Origin of the sequence: Edwardsiella ictaluri ATCC 33202 (assembly GCF_000264785.1) — a bacterium.
Lineage (GTDB): Bacteria > Pseudomonadota > Gammaproteobacteria > Enterobacterales > Enterobacteriaceae > Edwardsiella > Edwardsiella ictaluri.
This window is the reverse complement of record NZ_AFJI01000077.1, coordinates 25,583-39,634: the sequence shown is the minus strand read 5'-3', so window position 1 is coordinate 39,634 and position 14,052 is coordinate 25,583. Positions and strand designations below refer to the sequence as shown.

The following is a 14,052-nucleotide window of genomic DNA, read 5'->3' as shown; positions in this document are numbered from 1 at the left end:
ATTGAAGGTGGATGAGCAAACAACGGCTAAAGTCGAGCGTATCAAGCGCTGGTCACCGGTCTGGATTATTCCCATCCTGACTGCGCTGATCGGCGCCTGGATTATTTTTTACCACTTCAGCCATCAGGGGCCGGAGGTGACGCTGGTCACCCAAAACGCGGAGGGTATCATCGCCGGGAAAACGGCGATAAAGAGCCGCAACGTGGATGTCGGTATGGTGGAGAGCGTGACGCTGAGCGAGAACCTGAATCAGGTGATCGTCAGGGCGCGTCTGCATACCGGCATGGAGAAGCTGCTGCGCAAGGACAGCGTATTCTGGGTGGTGAAGCCGCAGGTTGGCCGCGAAGGGATCTCGGGCCTGGGAACGCTGCTGTCCGGTGCCTATATCGGACTGCAGCCGGGGTCGGGCGACAGCGAACAGCATCAGTTCAATCTGCTGGATCAGCCACCGCTGGCGCCGCCGGATGCCAAAGGCATCCGTATCATGCTGGTCAGCGATAAGGCAGGCCAGCTGAACCCAGGCGATCCGGTGCTGTTCCGCGGCTTGCGCGTGGGGTCGGTGGAGACCAGCGGATTTGATACCAAGGCCCGGAAAATCACCTATCAGCTGTTTATTGCGGCACCGTATGACACCCTGGTCACCGAGAACGTCCGCTTCTGGGTGGACAGTGGTATCTCCTTCGATGTGTCGGCACAGGGGATGCGGGTGCAGATGGGGTCGCTGACAACGCTGCTGAGCGGCGGTGTCAGTTTCGATGTGCCGCAGGGGCTGAGCCCGGGTAAGGAGGTAGCCAATCTGAGCGACTATATTCTGTATGATAACCAGAATAGCATTCAGGATTCGCTCTACACTGAGCACTTCGATGTGCTGATGTTCTTTGCCGATTCGATTCGCGGCCTACAGGCCGGGGCGCCGGTTGAGTTCCGCGGTATCCGGCTGGGAACCGTGGCACAGGTACCTTACTATGTGAAAGGGCTGGATCAGCGTCTGGATGCCAACTATCGGATTCCTGTGCTGGTGCATATTGAGCCCGAGCGCATTAAAGAGAACATGGGTAATAACTTTAACCTGCATCAGCATTTGCTGGGGGTCCGTCATAGCGGTCTGCGCGCGGCGCTGAAGTCGAGCAATCTGCTCACCGGCGCGTTGTATATCGATCTGGACTTCTATCCCAACGCCAAGCCGTGGAAAGGCCCCGATGTCATCAGTGGGATCCCGATTATGCCGACGGTGAGCGGCGGGTTGGCACAGTTGCAGCAAAAGGTCACCGCGGTGCTGGATAAACTGAATGCGTTGCCGCTGGAGCCGATGATCTCGGCGGCAACCGGGGCACTGAAGACCAGCCAGGGGACGATGCTGAAGACGCAGGAGACGCTGCGGCAGCTGAATAATATCTTGTCCAGCAAGGCGATGCAGTCGTTGCCGGGCGATTTGCAGCGGTCGCTGATCGAGCTGAATCGGACCATCAAGGGGATCCAGCCTGGCTCTCCGGCCTATAACCAGATGGTGAGCGACCTGCAGCATCTGGATCAGGTGCTGCGCGAGCTGCAGCCGGTACTGCGCACCCTGAACCAGAAGAGCAACGCGCTGGTGTTTGAGGCACCGGCGGGTAAAGATCCGCATCCCAAGGGAGCCAAGCCATGAAGAGAGGGATGATCCTGTTGGCGGTACTGGCATTGAGCGCCTGTAGCGTGGGCAGTCAGAAGTCTTACTATCAGCTGCCGACAACGTCGGCGGCGACAACCAGCGTATCCCGGACGGTTTCACAGGGGCACCAGCTGTGGGTGCAGCCGGTGAGTGTCACCGATCTGCTCGGGGGAATGGGGGTGGTCTATCAGCAGAACGATGTGCAGTTCGTGACGGCCAGCAATAACCTGTGGGCCAGTCCGCTGGCCCAGCAGCTGACTCAGTCGCTGGTGGCTGGTCTCAGCGCCGGGATGCCGGGGTGGCTGGTCTCAGCCCAGCCGCTGGAGATGGGACAGGATACCCTGACCGTTAACATCAACGCGTTCTATGGGCGCTATGATGGGAAGGTGGTGGTGGCCGGAGAGTGGCTGCTGAGCCGCCAGGGGATGCTGACGCAAAAGACATTCCACATCGTGCTCCCGCAGCAGGGGAATGGCTATGATGCGCTGGTGCGCACACTGGCGCAGGGATGGCAGCAGGAGATTGCCAGCATGGCCGGCCAGATAGCCCGCGCCAGCTAAAATGCGTGACCGCGTATCAGGACGAGCCCTCGCCGACAAAGGCGAGGGCTTTTGTATATTCCTCAGTGAATTACGCTATTAATTCAGCCTAGAGCAGAAAAAATGACTATTACTTTAGCGTGGAATTGTGACGTGTGGATGAATTTTAACCATTGACCCGCAGGGTAAAAGTGGCTATTGGTTAAGGGTGGCAGCGTAAGCTGACCACTGTTTTCTTTCCACCAGCGTAATTATGAGGGAAAAAAGGCATGAAGAGACAGAAACGCGATCGTCAGGAAAGGGCGCAGGCCCGTGGCTATCAAGCGGGTATTGCAGGACGTTCCAGGGAGATTTGTCCCTATCACTCTCTGGACACGCGCGCCTGCTGGCTGGGAGGCTGGCGGCAGGCCATGGAAGACAGGTCTCTGGTCGCGGTAGAGTAACTACTCCCCACACAATTTGAGTGTAACCCCCCCCGAGCTGGGGGGTTTTTACATGAGGCCCCACCGTTCGGTATAAAAAACGCAGCGGGGCTGCGTTTTGTCTACCCGGCGATACAGCGCGGATTTAGAAGGCGCTGGTGTCTTTGAACAGACCGACCTTCAGATCGTTGGCGGTGTAGATAAGCTTGCCGTCGACCAGGACTTCGCCGTCGGCCAGACCCATGATCAGCTTGCGGTTGATAACGCGTTTAAAGTGAATGCGATAGGTCACTTTCTTGGCTGTCGGCAGTACCTGACCGGTGAATTTGACCTCACCGACGCCCAGCGCGCGGCCTTTACCTTCACCGCCCAGCCAGCCGAGATAGAAACCGACCAGCTGCCACATGGCATCCAGGCCGAGGCAGCCCGGCATGACGGGATCGCCAACGAAGTGGCAGGCGAAAAACCACAGGTCTGGATTGATATCCAGCTCGGCTTCGACATAGCCTTTGTTGTGACTGCCGCCATCCTCGGTCATTTTGATGACGCGATCCATCATCAGCATGTTGCCTGACGGCAGTGGCGGCCCGCCGGCGCCAAACAATTCTCCACGACCGGATGCTTCCAGATCCGTTTTGGTATAGGACTCGCGTTTATCTACCATAATTCTCGTCAGCCTTTATTCAATGAGATGACCATCTTAGCTAACAGGTGTACGCTGAACAAGTCCGATCAGCCACGGGTAAACCAGTTTAACCAGCGCATCGGCCAGGGCAGCATACGCCGGTCCAGCAGCGGGCTGGCGGCGGCGATACGCGCCTGAATAGTCCCCAGCAGGCTGGGGCTATTTTCGCTGAGATAGGCGATGCCGGTCAGCAGCGGCAGCGCGTCTTCGGCGTTTTCTACCGCCCAGAGATGGAATGTCCCGGCCTTGACGGCCTCAATGACCTCATCGCGCAGGCACAGGTGGCGTACGTTGGTTGTGGGGATGATAACCCCCTGTTTACCGGTCAGCTCCCGGCGCTGGCAGGCCTCAAAAAAGCCTTCGATCTTCTCGTTAACGCCGCCGATGGGCTGGACGTGCCCGAACTGATCGACGGAGCCGGTGACCGCGATCTGCTGGTTGATCGGTACCATGGCCAGGGCGCTGATCAGGGCGCAGAGTTCGGCCAGCGAGGCGCTGTCGCCGTCGACTTCGCCGTAGGACTGTTCGAACACCAGCGACGCGGAGAAGGGCAGCTGCTGATCCAGCTCCAGCTCGGAGATCAGGAAGGCCTGCATGATCATCATTCCCTTGGCGTGCAGATTGCCGCCCAGTTCGGCCTTGCGCTCGACGTCGGTGAACTCACCGTCGCCCTGATAGACCACGCAGCTGATGCGCGAGGGTTCGCCGAAGAGCAGGGGATGCCCCGGGTATTCCAGCACGGACAGGCCGTTGATTTGGCCGATCGCGGCCCCTTCGGTATCGATCAGCAGCTGACCGACCTCGATTTCGTCGTGCATGCGCTCCGACAGATAGCTTTCACGCCAGAGACGGGCCTCCTGCGCCTGCCGCAGCGCATCGGCGTTGAGATGCGGATCGGCATACAGCGCGGCTTCGCGCAACATGCGTCCCAGCACCACCGGATTAAGCGGCAGCAGATTCTGATCGCCGCTGTAGCGTACGGCGCAGCGGACCAGCGACGGCCAGGCATCCGGGGTAATGGCCGGCAGCTGCTGTTTGGCTGCCAACGTCGATACCAGCGCACACCAGCGCTGCATATCGTCGCTGTCCACCAGCGGCATGTCGACCTCAAACTCGCCATACAGGGCGCTTTCATACAGCTCCGGCTCCATCTCCTGAAAGTCAGCCAGCCCTTCCCGGTCGCTGACCAGCAGGATCTTCAGCTGTAGCGGCATATCGGGGATCGACTGTGGCAGCGGGCGGCTCTCATCCGGCGCAAACCACTGGAAACGTCCGGTGGTGACGCATTGTTTCAGCCGCATCCACAGCAGCGGCTGCGTCAGCAGGGTACGCAGGGAGAGGATCAGCACCCCGCCGTTGGCCTGGTGTACCAAGCCCGGCTGCAGCAGGAGTCCACTCTTACCCAGGCGCACAGTGCCCAGCAGCTGCTCACTCTCAAACCATTCGGCGCACGCCACCCGCTGCGTTGCCGCCAGATTGTCCCCTGGCCTCTCTGCGGGGGTGACGCTGATCTGCTCAGGCGTGATGTGATACCGGCTGCCATAAAGATCGCCCGCGGGGAGCAGGGCCTCTACGGCACGCTGCAGGATCGTCAGGTGTTCGAAGTCGGTCTCTGCCTTGACCAGCATAAACGGGCTGGGGGCATGGGCATGGCAAAAGTATGCCAGGCTGTTCTCCAGACGCGGCTGATATTCGGCAAAGGTGATCGCCGACAGCGCGGCAGCACTGCTGAACACAGAGGTATAGGGAGTTGTATCGGGCAGTAGCGATTGCCACTCAAGTCGGTAGTTGCTCAACGTTGTCAAATCATCGTTAGTCGGAAAAAAACAATTATACAAGAATCCGCCTGACTGCACAGGAAACTCCGCCTGATGAGCGGATGGATTGTGGCCTGCGTCGTTAAGTGACGTTTTTTTGCTCTTTGCGCAGATTTTTAGACGGCAAAAGTGCTAAAAATTGTTATCCTTAGGGATAAGTTACCGTGTCACAGGGAGGCAGATATGAAATATCAACAGCTTGAAAATCTGGAGTGTGGCTGGAAGTGGAAATATCTGGTAAAAAAACACCGCGAAGGGGAGCCGATCACCCGCTATCAGGAGCTCAGCCAGGCTCAGCAGGCGGTCGAGCAGCTGTTGCGTTTGGAGCATGAGCCGGTAAAGGTGTTGCCCTGGATCCGCGAGCATATGGCTCCGGCGCTGGGCAATCGCATGAAGCAGACGATCCGCGCCCGGCGTAAGCGCCATTTTAACGCTGAAAACCAGCACACCCGTAAGAAGTCCATCGATCTTGAGTTTTTGGTCTGGCAGCGTTTGGCGGTGTTGGCGCAACGGCGGGACATTACCCTTTCCGACACCATTGTTCAGCTTATCGAGGATGCGGAGCGCAAAGAGCTGTATGCCAGTCAGATGAGCTCGCTAAAACAGGATCTGCAGGCATTTTTACACAATGAACGGGATTAATGCCTATTGCCCGCGTTGAGGTTATCCTGAATATTATATAGAGTAATTTTTTCTGATATCGGTGTTTTATTTTTCCTTCATCGATGCCTAAAAAGTAGAAATTGCATATCTGATCAAATAAAAAAGAATAATCTGCGTTTAGCCAAGATTTCCGACCGCTGCATTTAATTCCTGTTAAGCGGCCGTTTAGGGACACAGCGTCATCGTCCGGCGCTGCGCGGGAGAAATGAAGAAATAAAAAAGCGCCGCGGCACTATTAGGTTGGCCGCTCCTCTGTTTTTATCGATGTCGTACTTACCCAGCAGGCGATCAACACGTTTGATTTTATTTTTGACCTGAGCCGATCCGGGTAAATGGCGCCCGATGCTGGTCAACGTCAGTGACGCACCGCTAATGAGTGCAACGGTAGTATCCAGCAAGGCATTTTGTCGGTATTTATGAAAATGTGCTAACACATCACGGAAAAAATTCTGACATATATGACGAGCAGGCATAGAGGTGATCTCATTGAATTGGTTGCACAAATCAGTAGATCACAAAACGCTATGCCTGTCTTTTTTTACCCGCCTATTGCTGGGGATTCCTCAGCAATAGGCGGGGTTTTTTATGTAGGGGAAGAACTTAAGCCTGCGGCTGAGAGACTTCCTCTTTGGTGCCTTTAACTTCGATAACAACGCGACGATCCGGTGCCAGGCAGTTGATCAGGGAAGCACGCGGTTTCACGTTGTCACAGGTAGAACCGGTAACCGGATCGGCTTTACCCATACCACGGGCAGCGATCTTGTTTGCCGGGATGCCTTTAGATACCAGGTAGTCAACCACGGTCTGAGCACGCTGCTTAGACAGCTTCAGGTTGTACTGATCGGAGCCGATGCGGTCGGTGTAGCCCAGAACGACTACGGAGCCCTCTTTCGGATCCATGCTGCTCAGCTGGCTGTACAGCTGATCCAGCGCCTGACGGCCTTCGGCCTTCAGGGTGAACTTGTTGAAGTTGAACAGAACGTCAGACTTCAGGGTGAAACGCTTGGTTTCAACGATCGGGGCAGGAGCCGGAGCCGGCGCCGGGATCGGCGCCGGAGCAGCCACTTCATTCTGGCCAAAGCGGTACACAACGCCCAGGCTCAGCATGGTGTTGTCCGGACGCGCGCCGGTTTCGCTGCTGGTACCAACCTTGTTGACATACTGATAGTCCAGACGGGTCGCCCAGTCTTTGTTCAGCGCGTATTCAACGCCGATAGCGGCCAGCGGAGAAACACCGGTATCGTGGCTTGAGGTATACTCGCCGCCGTTTGCTGCGCCGTGGATATCAGAACGCCATACCATGCCGCCCAGACGGGTATATACGTCCAGATTGTCCATCAGCGGGTAGCTCAGTTTGGCAGCCAGCTGTACGCCCTGTGACTTGAACTTGGCATTCACGTCACCGGTGTAGCTCATGCGGCCCAGCCAGTCGTAGCCCATTTCGAAGCCCAGGTACGGGTTGGCTTGGTAGCCGAAGAAAGCACCGGCGCCCAGCTGATTCGGATGGGACTTGGTCGTACCCATATCTTCAAAGCTGTTGCTGATAAAGTGGGACCAGCCCAGTTTACCACCGACGTACCAGGTATCATCTTTCGGAGCTGCCTGAGCTACGGTAGCGAAACCTGCCAGTGCCACTGCTAATGCGATCGCTGTTTTTTTCATTTTGCGCCTCGTTATCATCCAAATAGGCAATGAGCCATCTATAACTATGGCTCTTGGTTTAATACCTTTTATACGGCTGCCGCTCGGTTTATTACGCTGTTAGCCAGGTAACAATTATAGATATCTCGGACAGCCGCGGCGATAGCAAGTCTACAACGAGATGAGAAACTTACAAGTACGATGTGATTATGCTCACCAAAAAAAAATAGTATCGGCTGTATTTTGGTAAACGTGTGGTTGCTTTTTGTACTCGCCTAAAATCGCTTTCGGCCAGTCTAACCTGCTAACCGGCAGGGATTTCCCACGATGAATAACCTATTTTTATATTATAAACGCGCCCGCATTGGATTTATCCTAAAGTGATTTAATGGTAACGCACAGACCCGTGATTTACGGCCTGGGTCTGTGTTGCCGCGACCATTTTACCTTCTTGAGGCTGCATCAATAGCCCAATGCTGTTACCAGCCTGCGCCGCGCGGTTGAGCCGCAGCCGTTCGGCGGCTGTCAGCGGCGGCAGCCATCCGAGTACCACGCTGTAGTTTCCGCTATGCAGTGCCTGTTCCATCGCATAGATCGCCTCTCCCGCCTCTGCACGTCTCAGCTGCATCATTTTATGAACCGGAACGCCGCAGGCTGAGAGCCAGCGCTTGCTGGGTTTGTGCTGAGTGGTGATCCACAGTTGCCAGCGGGACTGCTCGCCCAGCTGGCGCAGTAACGGGGGCAACAGCAGCGACAGCAGCGGCTGTTGGGCGCCATACCCCAGCTCACTGACAAAACCGCTTTGCGGTACCGAGGGCACGCTCTGGCAAGCGGGACGGCTGAAGACGGCGTTGTCTGTAGCAGGATGCAACGGGGATGTACGCATAGTCATGTTCTCGTTCCGTATACTGTATGCTTATACAGTAATTCTACGCTGTCCGAAGATCAACCTGTTTTTTTGAATGCGCTTCGCATTTATCGGATGTAAGGCATTATGCCGCTCTATTGTGTATTGGGTGTTCCGGTTGAATTGGTTATGTTGCTAATGGTTATCCGTAGCGATCTGGTAACAGGTCATTGATTACAATGATTGTTAAGGAGATATGCATGAAAGGACTACAGGGTGAAAAGCATCGGGTGGCGGAGTCCCTGTTTGCCGCGCTGGGGCGGGTTTTGTTGCGATCTCAGTTTGGTGGCCAGGGCGTATGGTGTGACGGGGTGATGTTTGCCCTGATTGCGGAGGGGGAGCTCTATCTACGGGCCCGCGATGCGCAGGGGCGCCACTGTGAGGATTGCGGAATGCAGCCGTTTATCTATACGAAGCGCGGTTTTCCTGTGCGCTTGGGCTATTACCGGGTAGAGGAGGCCATATGGCAGCAGCCTCAGCGACTGGCCATCCTGTTGCAACGTTCGCTACAGCAGGCGCGCAGCGACAACGACATCCGTCTGGCGGCGATGCGGCGGCTGCATACCCGTCCCAATATCTCGATCAATATGGAGCGACGTCTGTATCGGATCGGTATCCGCTCGCTGGCCGATTTGAAGCGCGTCGGGGCAACCCAGGCCTTCAGCCAGTTAAAAGAGGCGAATCACCAGGTGGGCGACCGGGTGCTGTTCGATCTGGAGGCGGCGGTGCAGGGATGTCATAGCGCGGTGCTGCCGCGTCCGGTGAGCGAGGCGCTGCGCCAGTGGCTGCAGGGGAACGCACACCGCTGGCGCTACAAAAAGTAGTCGTCGGTGCGGTGCGCGCTCAGTGTTTAGGCCAACGAGGCCTTCAGGCGGGTCAGCTCGGGCAACAGATCCAGCATCAGGCTGATCTGCTGCAGCACCAGCTGCCCGGCGCTGTCGCTGGGGAGATTGACCGTCAGCAGACGCTGCTGCAGTTGCTCTATGGACTGATGAGGGCGACGAATGACCTCGTCATCCTGATAGTTGAGCGCGTTATCCATATAGCAGACGGTATCATTGAGCAGTGTCAGAATGACAGGCTCGTCCAGATGCTGGCGGTGAGCGCCCAGCGCGGAGATGTAGCTTAGCAGGGTGTGATTGAGGCAGAGCAGGCGAAAGGCTGCCTCTTGGGACTGCGCCGAATGGCGCGGCTCCAGCGACATATTGGAGACGACGGAAGCCAGCTCAGCGTCGCAGTTGTGAGCATCGCGGCGGGCGATACGGTACGCCAGCGCATTGGACTTACCCTGGTGATACTGTACCAAAATGGCATCCAGATAGCGGCAATCTGCGTTCAGGGTGCGGGCGATCACCGCCGGGATCTGACGGAAGTGCCAGTCAGGCCAGATGAATGTCACGGCAGCCCAGGCGATGGCGCAGCCCAGTAGGGTATCGAATACGCGCGGCCCCGCGACCGTAAACCCTTCGCCCAACAGATTAAAGCACAGCAGTACCAAGAGCGTGATAAACATGGTGGCGTGGGCGTACTGCACGTTGCGAAAGGCGAAAAACAGCACGCCGCTGATCACGATCAGCAGCAGCTGTCCCTCCAGAGATGGCACAAAATAGAGCACCGGCAGACCGATCAGAATGCCGGCCAGCGTGCCGACGATCCGCAGCCACAGGCGGCGTTTGGTGGCATGGTAGTTTGGCTGGCAGACGAAGAGGCTGGTAAGCAGGATCCAGTAGCCGTGCTGCAGGCCGGTGAACTGAATAAAGGCATAGCCGACCACCAGTACCAGCGCCATGCGCACCGCGTGACGGAACAGCGCGGATTGGGGCGTCAGCTGACGGCGGATACGCTGCAGCACGTCATGCCAGCCGGTAATGCGATCCTCGGCGAGGGTGTTTTCCTCTTCGCGGGTCTCTTCCAGGGTTTGCTCCGACTCGATATTGGCCAGCTGGATATCGATGGCGCGCAGGTTAATCAGCAGATTGAACAGCGAATTGACCAATGTATGCTGGCGGCCATGGCGGGTGGCGATGCGCTCCAGCGTGGACTCCAGATGGCAGAATGCCCGCTCGAAGCGGGGATCGTGCTGGTAATGCTGCATCAGAATCAGGCTTTGGGAGAGCTGTGCGCAGGCGTGGGCCTGCAGCATCAACAGGCGCTGAAAGCGGAACAGCACATCACTGTAGCGGAACATGTCGCTCAGCTGCTGGTACTGAAAGTGTGAGGAGCTGGCGTGCTCATGGATATCCTGCGCCACAAAGTAGTAGTGCATCATCCGGCGGGTGCTGCTCTGACCGCGATCGCCGCGCAGGCGCGTCAGCAGCGTCAGCTTGGTCTGATTGAGGGTGGTGACCAGATTGCTGTTGGCCATCGCCACGTCGATCAGCGGCTGGTTCAGTTCTTCCTCCTGATCCGGGTCAAACAGGTTGGATTTGGCATCCAGATAGATGGCCAGCTGGCTGTAGCTGCGCGCGAGCCCCTCTTGTACCGGGCGGATGGGAAAGAGCAGATGGACGATCAGCGTCAGCAGGTAATACCAGACGGCACCCAGCAGCAGCAGCAGCGGCTGTTGATACCAAAACTGGTACATGGATGCTCCCAGCATGGTATAGATGGCGATCAGCAGCGCGCCGAAGGCGATGGTTGCGTAGCGCTGCCCCAGCGCGCCCAGCAAAATAAATCCTACCGTTGACAGCATTAGGCCGCCGGCAAACAGCCAGGGATAGGGAAACAGCAGCTCAATGGAGGCGGAGGCGATAAAAAAGCAGACCAGGGTGATCAGCAGGTTGCGCAGGCGACCCACCAGCCGATCGTCGAGATCCGTCAGCGCGGCGGCAGCCACACCCAGCGTCAGGGGAATGGTCAGCTGCGGTTGCTGCAGCAGCCAGGGAACCCCCGCGACGCCCGCCAGGGCAATCAATATACGCAGGTTATATAATAGAGCGCTGTTATAGGCGTAGCGGCGCAGGCTGGGTGCAAAGGTGATAAAAACGGACATGGCGTGCGGGCTCACTGAAAGCGGCGGCGTGCGTTGACCTGGCGCATTTCCTGCGCGACCTCAATCGGAACGATGCGGCGCCCGACCGGCCACAGGGCGATGGCGGCGATCTTAAAGTTGGCAATCCCGACCGGAATGCCGATAAGGGTCACACACTGCAAAATACCGGCCGCGACATGGCTCAGGCACAGCCACCAGCCAAACAGAATCAGCCAGATCACGTTCAGCAGCGTTCCCCCTGCGCTCAGCAGACCGTTTTTGCGCTCCGGGTAAAGTTCGTCGACGTGCACGGCCTCATTGCCATAGGGAATAAATGAGAGTTTGGTGATTTCCCAGCAGGAGCGGGTGAGCGGCAGGGTGACGATGAGCAGGGCGCTGACGATGGTAGCCAGCAGCCAGCCCAGGGTGGTAATAAAACCGCCCAGCACAAAATTCAGGATATTCAGTACGGTTCTCATTAAGGTTAACTCATTATGATACTGGCTATAATTATATTCATTTTACCCTGTTTTTCCGGCGGCGCATTGCGTTTTGACCGCGTTGCTCCGGTGACAGGGTGCGCTGACGCCCCTCGCCTGCCACGGCACCGGATACAATTGTGGGAGCGTGCCTAGAGGCGCCGTCGATTCATGGGTAAACTGGTCGGTATGATGGAATCAACGCAGGTGGAAAACGGCATGGAACTTAGAGCCACCAAACTGGGGCAGCGTCTGGCGCAGCATCCGTATAACCGGGTACGCCTGTTGAACGCCGGTATTGAGGTCAGCGGAGAGCGGCACCAGTACCTGATCCCGTTTAACCAACTGATGGCGCTGCGCTGCAAGCGGGGGCTGGTATGGGGTGAGCTGGAGTTTGAGCTGCCGGATCAGCGGGTCGTCCGCCTGCATGGTACAGACTGGCAGGAGACACAGCTGTTTCATCAGCACCTGATGCATAGCTGGTGGGCATGGAGCGGGGAGATGGCGCAGATCAGCGCCGGGGTGCTGCAGACCCAGTGCCAGGCGCTGCAGTTGCTGGCGCAGCGCGATGGCTGGCTGACGCGCGCGGATCTGGCGTCCCTGGCACAGGAGATCACCCGTACGCTGCAGGCGCTGCCGCTGCCGGTGCAGCGTCTGGAGGCGTTTCCTGCGTGCGCCCCGCTGTACCACGACTGTTTGACGTGGCGCGATGAGGGGGAACAGCACCGCCAGCAGCATAACCGCCGCTGGAGTCAACGGGTGCTGAGCGAGCGGGCGGATTTTTTTGCCGATGTCATGCCGTCGCCGCTCAATGACAGCCAGGCGCTGGCGGTGGTCAACGGCGAACAGAATGTGCTGGTGCTGGCCGGCGCCGGCAGCGGTAAGACCAGCGTCCTGCTGGCGCGCTGCGCCTGGCTGCTGCAGGGCGGGCAGGTTGATGCCGGGCAGATATTGCCGCTGGCCTTTGGCCGCCGTGCGGCGCAGGAGATGACGCAGCGCCTGCGGCAGACGCCAGGATGCGCAGAGGTTCAGGCCAGAACCTTTCATGGGCTGGCGCTGTATATCGTTAATCAGACGGCTCGCAGACCGGTGGCTATTTCACGCCTGGCGAGCGATCGTCAGGCGCGCGATGCCTTTCTGCTCGCCGAGTGGCAGCGTCAATGTGCAGAGAAAAAAAGCCAGGCCAAAGGGTGGCGCCAATGGTTGGCGCTGCTGTTCGACGATATTCCGGAGCGGGAGGACTTTTGGCAGGATGCTGCGTTGCAGGCGCGTCTGGCGCCCCGACTGGCGTACTGGGTCGGACTGCTGCGCGAGCACGGCGGCAGTCAGGCGGCGATGGTTGAACAGGCGTCGGAGGGGCTGCGGGCGCCGTTTCAACAGCGCCTGCGCCTGCTGACACCACTGCTCAAGGCATGGAAGGCGGCGCTGAAGCAGGAGGGCGCGCTGGATTTTCCGGCGCTGCTCCAACAGGCACAGGCGCAGCTGGAACAGGGGCGTTTCATCAGCCCGTGGCGACATATTCTGGTGGACGAGTTTCAGGATATCTCGCCGCCGCGGGCACGACTTCTGGCCGCGCTGCGCAATCAGAACAGCCACAGCGCACTGTTTGCCGTCGGAGATGACTGGCAGGCTATCTATCGTTTCAGTGGTGCCCAGCTAACGCTGACAACCGCCTTTCACCACTATTTTGGTGAGGGAGAGTGCTGTCGGCTGGATACCTCTTACCGCTTTAACCGCCGTATCGGCGAGATCGCCAATGGGTTTGTACAGCAGAATCCACACCAGGCGAAGAAGACGCTCAATGCCCTGCGCGATGGCGATCGGCAGTCGGTCACCCTGCTGCCGCAGGGCCAGCTGGAAGCGCTGCTCGACAAGCTGAGCGGCTATGTGCGGGCTGATGAGTCCATTCTGCTGCTGGCGCGCTATCATCACCTGCGGCCAGCGCTGTTGGATCGTGCCGCGACGCGCTGGCCGGGGCTGGATCTCCGCTTTATGACCCTGCACGGCAGCAAGGGGTGCCAGGCGGACTATGTGATCGTGCTGGGGCTACATGAGGGGCGAGATGGTTTCCCTGCACCGGAGGCGCCCAGCGTGATCGAGGAGGTACTGCTGCCCGTGGCGGAGGCGTTCCCCGATGCCGAAGAGCGGCGGCTGCTGTATGTGGCGCTGACCCGCGCCCGCCATCGGGTATGGTTGCTACAGGATCCGCTGCGCCCCTCACGCTTTGTGGCCGCGCTGCAGCGCCTGGGCGCTATCGCGCGACGTAAGGCGTAATCTCCG

Annotated in this window: 12 protein-coding genes and 1 pseudogene; 6 read left to right on the top strand and 7 right to left on the bottom strand. The window is 58.2% G+C overall.

The window, feature by feature from the left end; all coding sequences use genetic code 11:
- The first annotated feature begins 1 nt into the window (after position 1).
- The 3 genes from pqiB (at position 2) to rmf (ending at position 2,630) form a co-directional block, all read left to right on the top strand.
- Entirely contained in the window at positions 2–1,645 is a 1,644-nt protein-coding gene (gene pqiB / locus EIEH_RS11420) for an intermembrane transport protein PqiB (RefSeq protein WP_107775167.1), read from the top strand.
- The gene (gene pqiC / locus EIEH_RS11415) at positions 1,642–2,208 is read left to right on the top strand and encodes a membrane integrity-associated transporter subunit PqiC (protein WP_015870742.1); all 567 of its coding nucleotides are present in this window, start codon (positions 1,642–1,644) and stop codon (positions 2,206–2,208) included. Before pqiB ends, pqiC begins: the two co-directional genes overlap by 4 nt.
- Before the next feature lie 248 nt (positions 2,209–2,456).
- The gene (rmf, locus tag EIEH_RS11410; protein WP_035609612.1) at positions 2,457–2,630 is read left to right on the top strand and encodes a ribosome modulation factor; all 174 of its coding nucleotides are present in this window, start codon (positions 2,457–2,459) and stop codon (positions 2,628–2,630) included.
- A 124-nt stretch (positions 2,631–2,754) separates the two neighbouring features.
- Here the strand turns inward: rmf and fabA are convergent, their stop codons facing one another.
- Both fabA and EIEH_RS11400 read right to left on the bottom strand, forming a co-directional pair.
- Positions 2,755–3,273: a bifunctional 3-hydroxydecanoyl-ACP dehydratase/trans-2-decenoyl-ACP isomerase gene (gene fabA, locus EIEH_RS11405; protein ID WP_015870743.1), complete on the bottom strand. Its 519-nt coding sequence runs from the start codon at positions 3,271–3,273 to the stop codon at positions 2,755–2,757.
- Positions 3,274–3,341: 68 nt separating this feature from the next.
- Positions 3,342–5,090 carry an AAA family ATPase gene (locus EIEH_RS11400; RefSeq protein WP_172468381.1) on the bottom strand — a complete coding sequence of 583 codons (1,749 nt, stop codon included), beginning with the start codon at positions 5,088–5,090 and terminating at the stop codon, positions 3,342–3,344.
- Between the two features lie 204 nt (positions 5,091–5,294).
- On the opposite strand from EIEH_RS11400, the gene matP reads away from it, so the two are divergent.
- Positions 5,295–5,753 (top strand): macrodomain Ter protein MatP, encoded by a 459-nt coding sequence (matP, locus tag EIEH_RS11395; RefSeq protein ID WP_015870745.1) that lies wholly within the window; start codon positions 5,295–5,297, stop codon positions 5,751–5,753.
- A 296-nt stretch (positions 5,754–6,049) separates the two neighbouring features.
- On the opposite strand, the pseudogene EIEH_RS11390 reads toward matP, so the two are convergent.
- The 3 genes and pseudogenes from EIEH_RS11390 to sulA form a co-directional block, all read right to left on the bottom strand.
- Positions 6,050–6,247 (bottom strand): annotated as a pseudogene (locus EIEH_RS11390) (IS4 family transposase); the annotation flags it as partial.
- A 127-nt stretch (positions 6,248–6,374) separates the two neighbouring features.
- Entirely contained in the window at positions 6,375–7,436 is a 1,062-nt protein-coding gene (ompA, locus tag EIEH_RS11385; RefSeq protein WP_015870747.1) for a porin OmpA, read from the bottom strand.
- 364 nt (positions 7,437–7,800) lie between these two features.
- Positions 7,801–8,307 (bottom strand): SOS-induced cell division inhibitor SulA, encoded by a 507-nt coding sequence (gene sulA, locus EIEH_RS11380; RefSeq protein ID WP_226092394.1) that lies wholly within the window; start codon positions 8,305–8,307, stop codon positions 7,801–7,803.
- A gap of 215 nt (positions 8,308–8,522) precedes the next feature.
- On the opposite strand from sulA, the gene EIEH_RS11375 reads away from it, so the two are divergent.
- A complete protein-coding gene (locus EIEH_RS11375; RefSeq protein WP_015870749.1) occupies positions 8,523–9,146 on the top strand; it encodes a TfoX/Sxy family protein in 624 nt (207 codons plus the stop codon).
- Positions 9,147–9,172: 26 nt separating this feature from the next.
- On the opposite strand, the gene yccS is transcribed toward EIEH_RS11375, so the two are convergent.
- Together yccS and EIEH_RS11365 are read right to left on the bottom strand one after the other, a co-directional pair.
- The gene (gene yccS, locus EIEH_RS11370) at positions 9,173–11,314 is read right to left on the bottom strand and encodes a YccS family putative transporter (RefSeq protein WP_015870750.1); all 2,142 of its coding nucleotides are present in this window, start codon (positions 11,312–11,314) and stop codon (positions 9,173–9,175) included.
- A gap of 11 nt (positions 11,315–11,325) precedes the next feature.
- Positions 11,326–11,772 carry a YccF domain-containing protein gene (locus EIEH_RS11365; protein ID WP_015870751.1) on the bottom strand — a complete coding sequence of 149 codons (447 nt, stop codon included), beginning with the start codon at positions 11,770–11,772 and terminating at the stop codon, positions 11,326–11,328.
- Positions 11,773–11,991: 219 nt separating this feature from the next.
- Here EIEH_RS11365 and helD point away from each other — a divergent pair, with 219 nt between their 5' ends.
- The gene (helD, locus tag EIEH_RS11360) at positions 11,992–14,046 is read left to right on the top strand and encodes a DNA helicase IV (protein ID WP_015870752.1); all 2,055 of its coding nucleotides are present in this window, start codon (positions 11,992–11,994) and stop codon (positions 14,044–14,046) included.
- Positions 14,047–14,052 lie beyond the last annotated feature (6 nt).

Coding starts and splice junctions, on each gene's coding strand:
- pqiC (WP_015870742.1), top strand. CDS start 1,642: ATGAAGAGAGGGATGATCCTGTTGGCGGTACTGGCATTGAGCGCCTGT.
- rmf (WP_035609612.1), top strand. CDS start 2,457: ATGAAGAGACAGAAACGCGATCGTCAGGAAAGGGCGCAGGCCCGTGGC.
- fabA (WP_015870743.1), bottom strand. CDS start 3,273: ATGGTAGATAAACGCGAGTCCTATACCAAAACGGATCTGGAAGCATCC.
- matP (WP_015870745.1), top strand. CDS start 5,295: ATGAAATATCAACAGCTTGAAAATCTGGAGTGTGGCTGGAAGTGGAAA.
- ompA (WP_015870747.1), bottom strand. CDS start 7,436: ATGAAAAAAACAGCGATCGCATTAGCAGTGGCACTGGCAGGTTTCGCT.
- sulA (WP_226092394.1), bottom strand. CDS start 8,307: ATGACTATGCGTACATCCCCGTTGCATCCTGCTACAGACAACGCCGTC.
- EIEH_RS11375 (WP_015870749.1), top strand. CDS start 8,523: ATGAAAGGACTACAGGGTGAAAAGCATCGGGTGGCGGAGTCCCTGTTT.
- yccS (WP_015870750.1), bottom strand. CDS start 11,314: ATGTCCGTTTTTATCACCTTTGCACCCAGCCTGCGCCGCTACGCCTAT.
- EIEH_RS11365 (WP_015870751.1), bottom strand. CDS start 11,772: ATGAGAACCGTACTGAATATCCTGAATTTTGTGCTGGGCGGTTTTATT.
- helD (WP_015870752.1), top strand. CDS start 11,992: ATGGAACTTAGAGCCACCAAACTGGGGCAGCGTCTGGCGCAGCATCCG.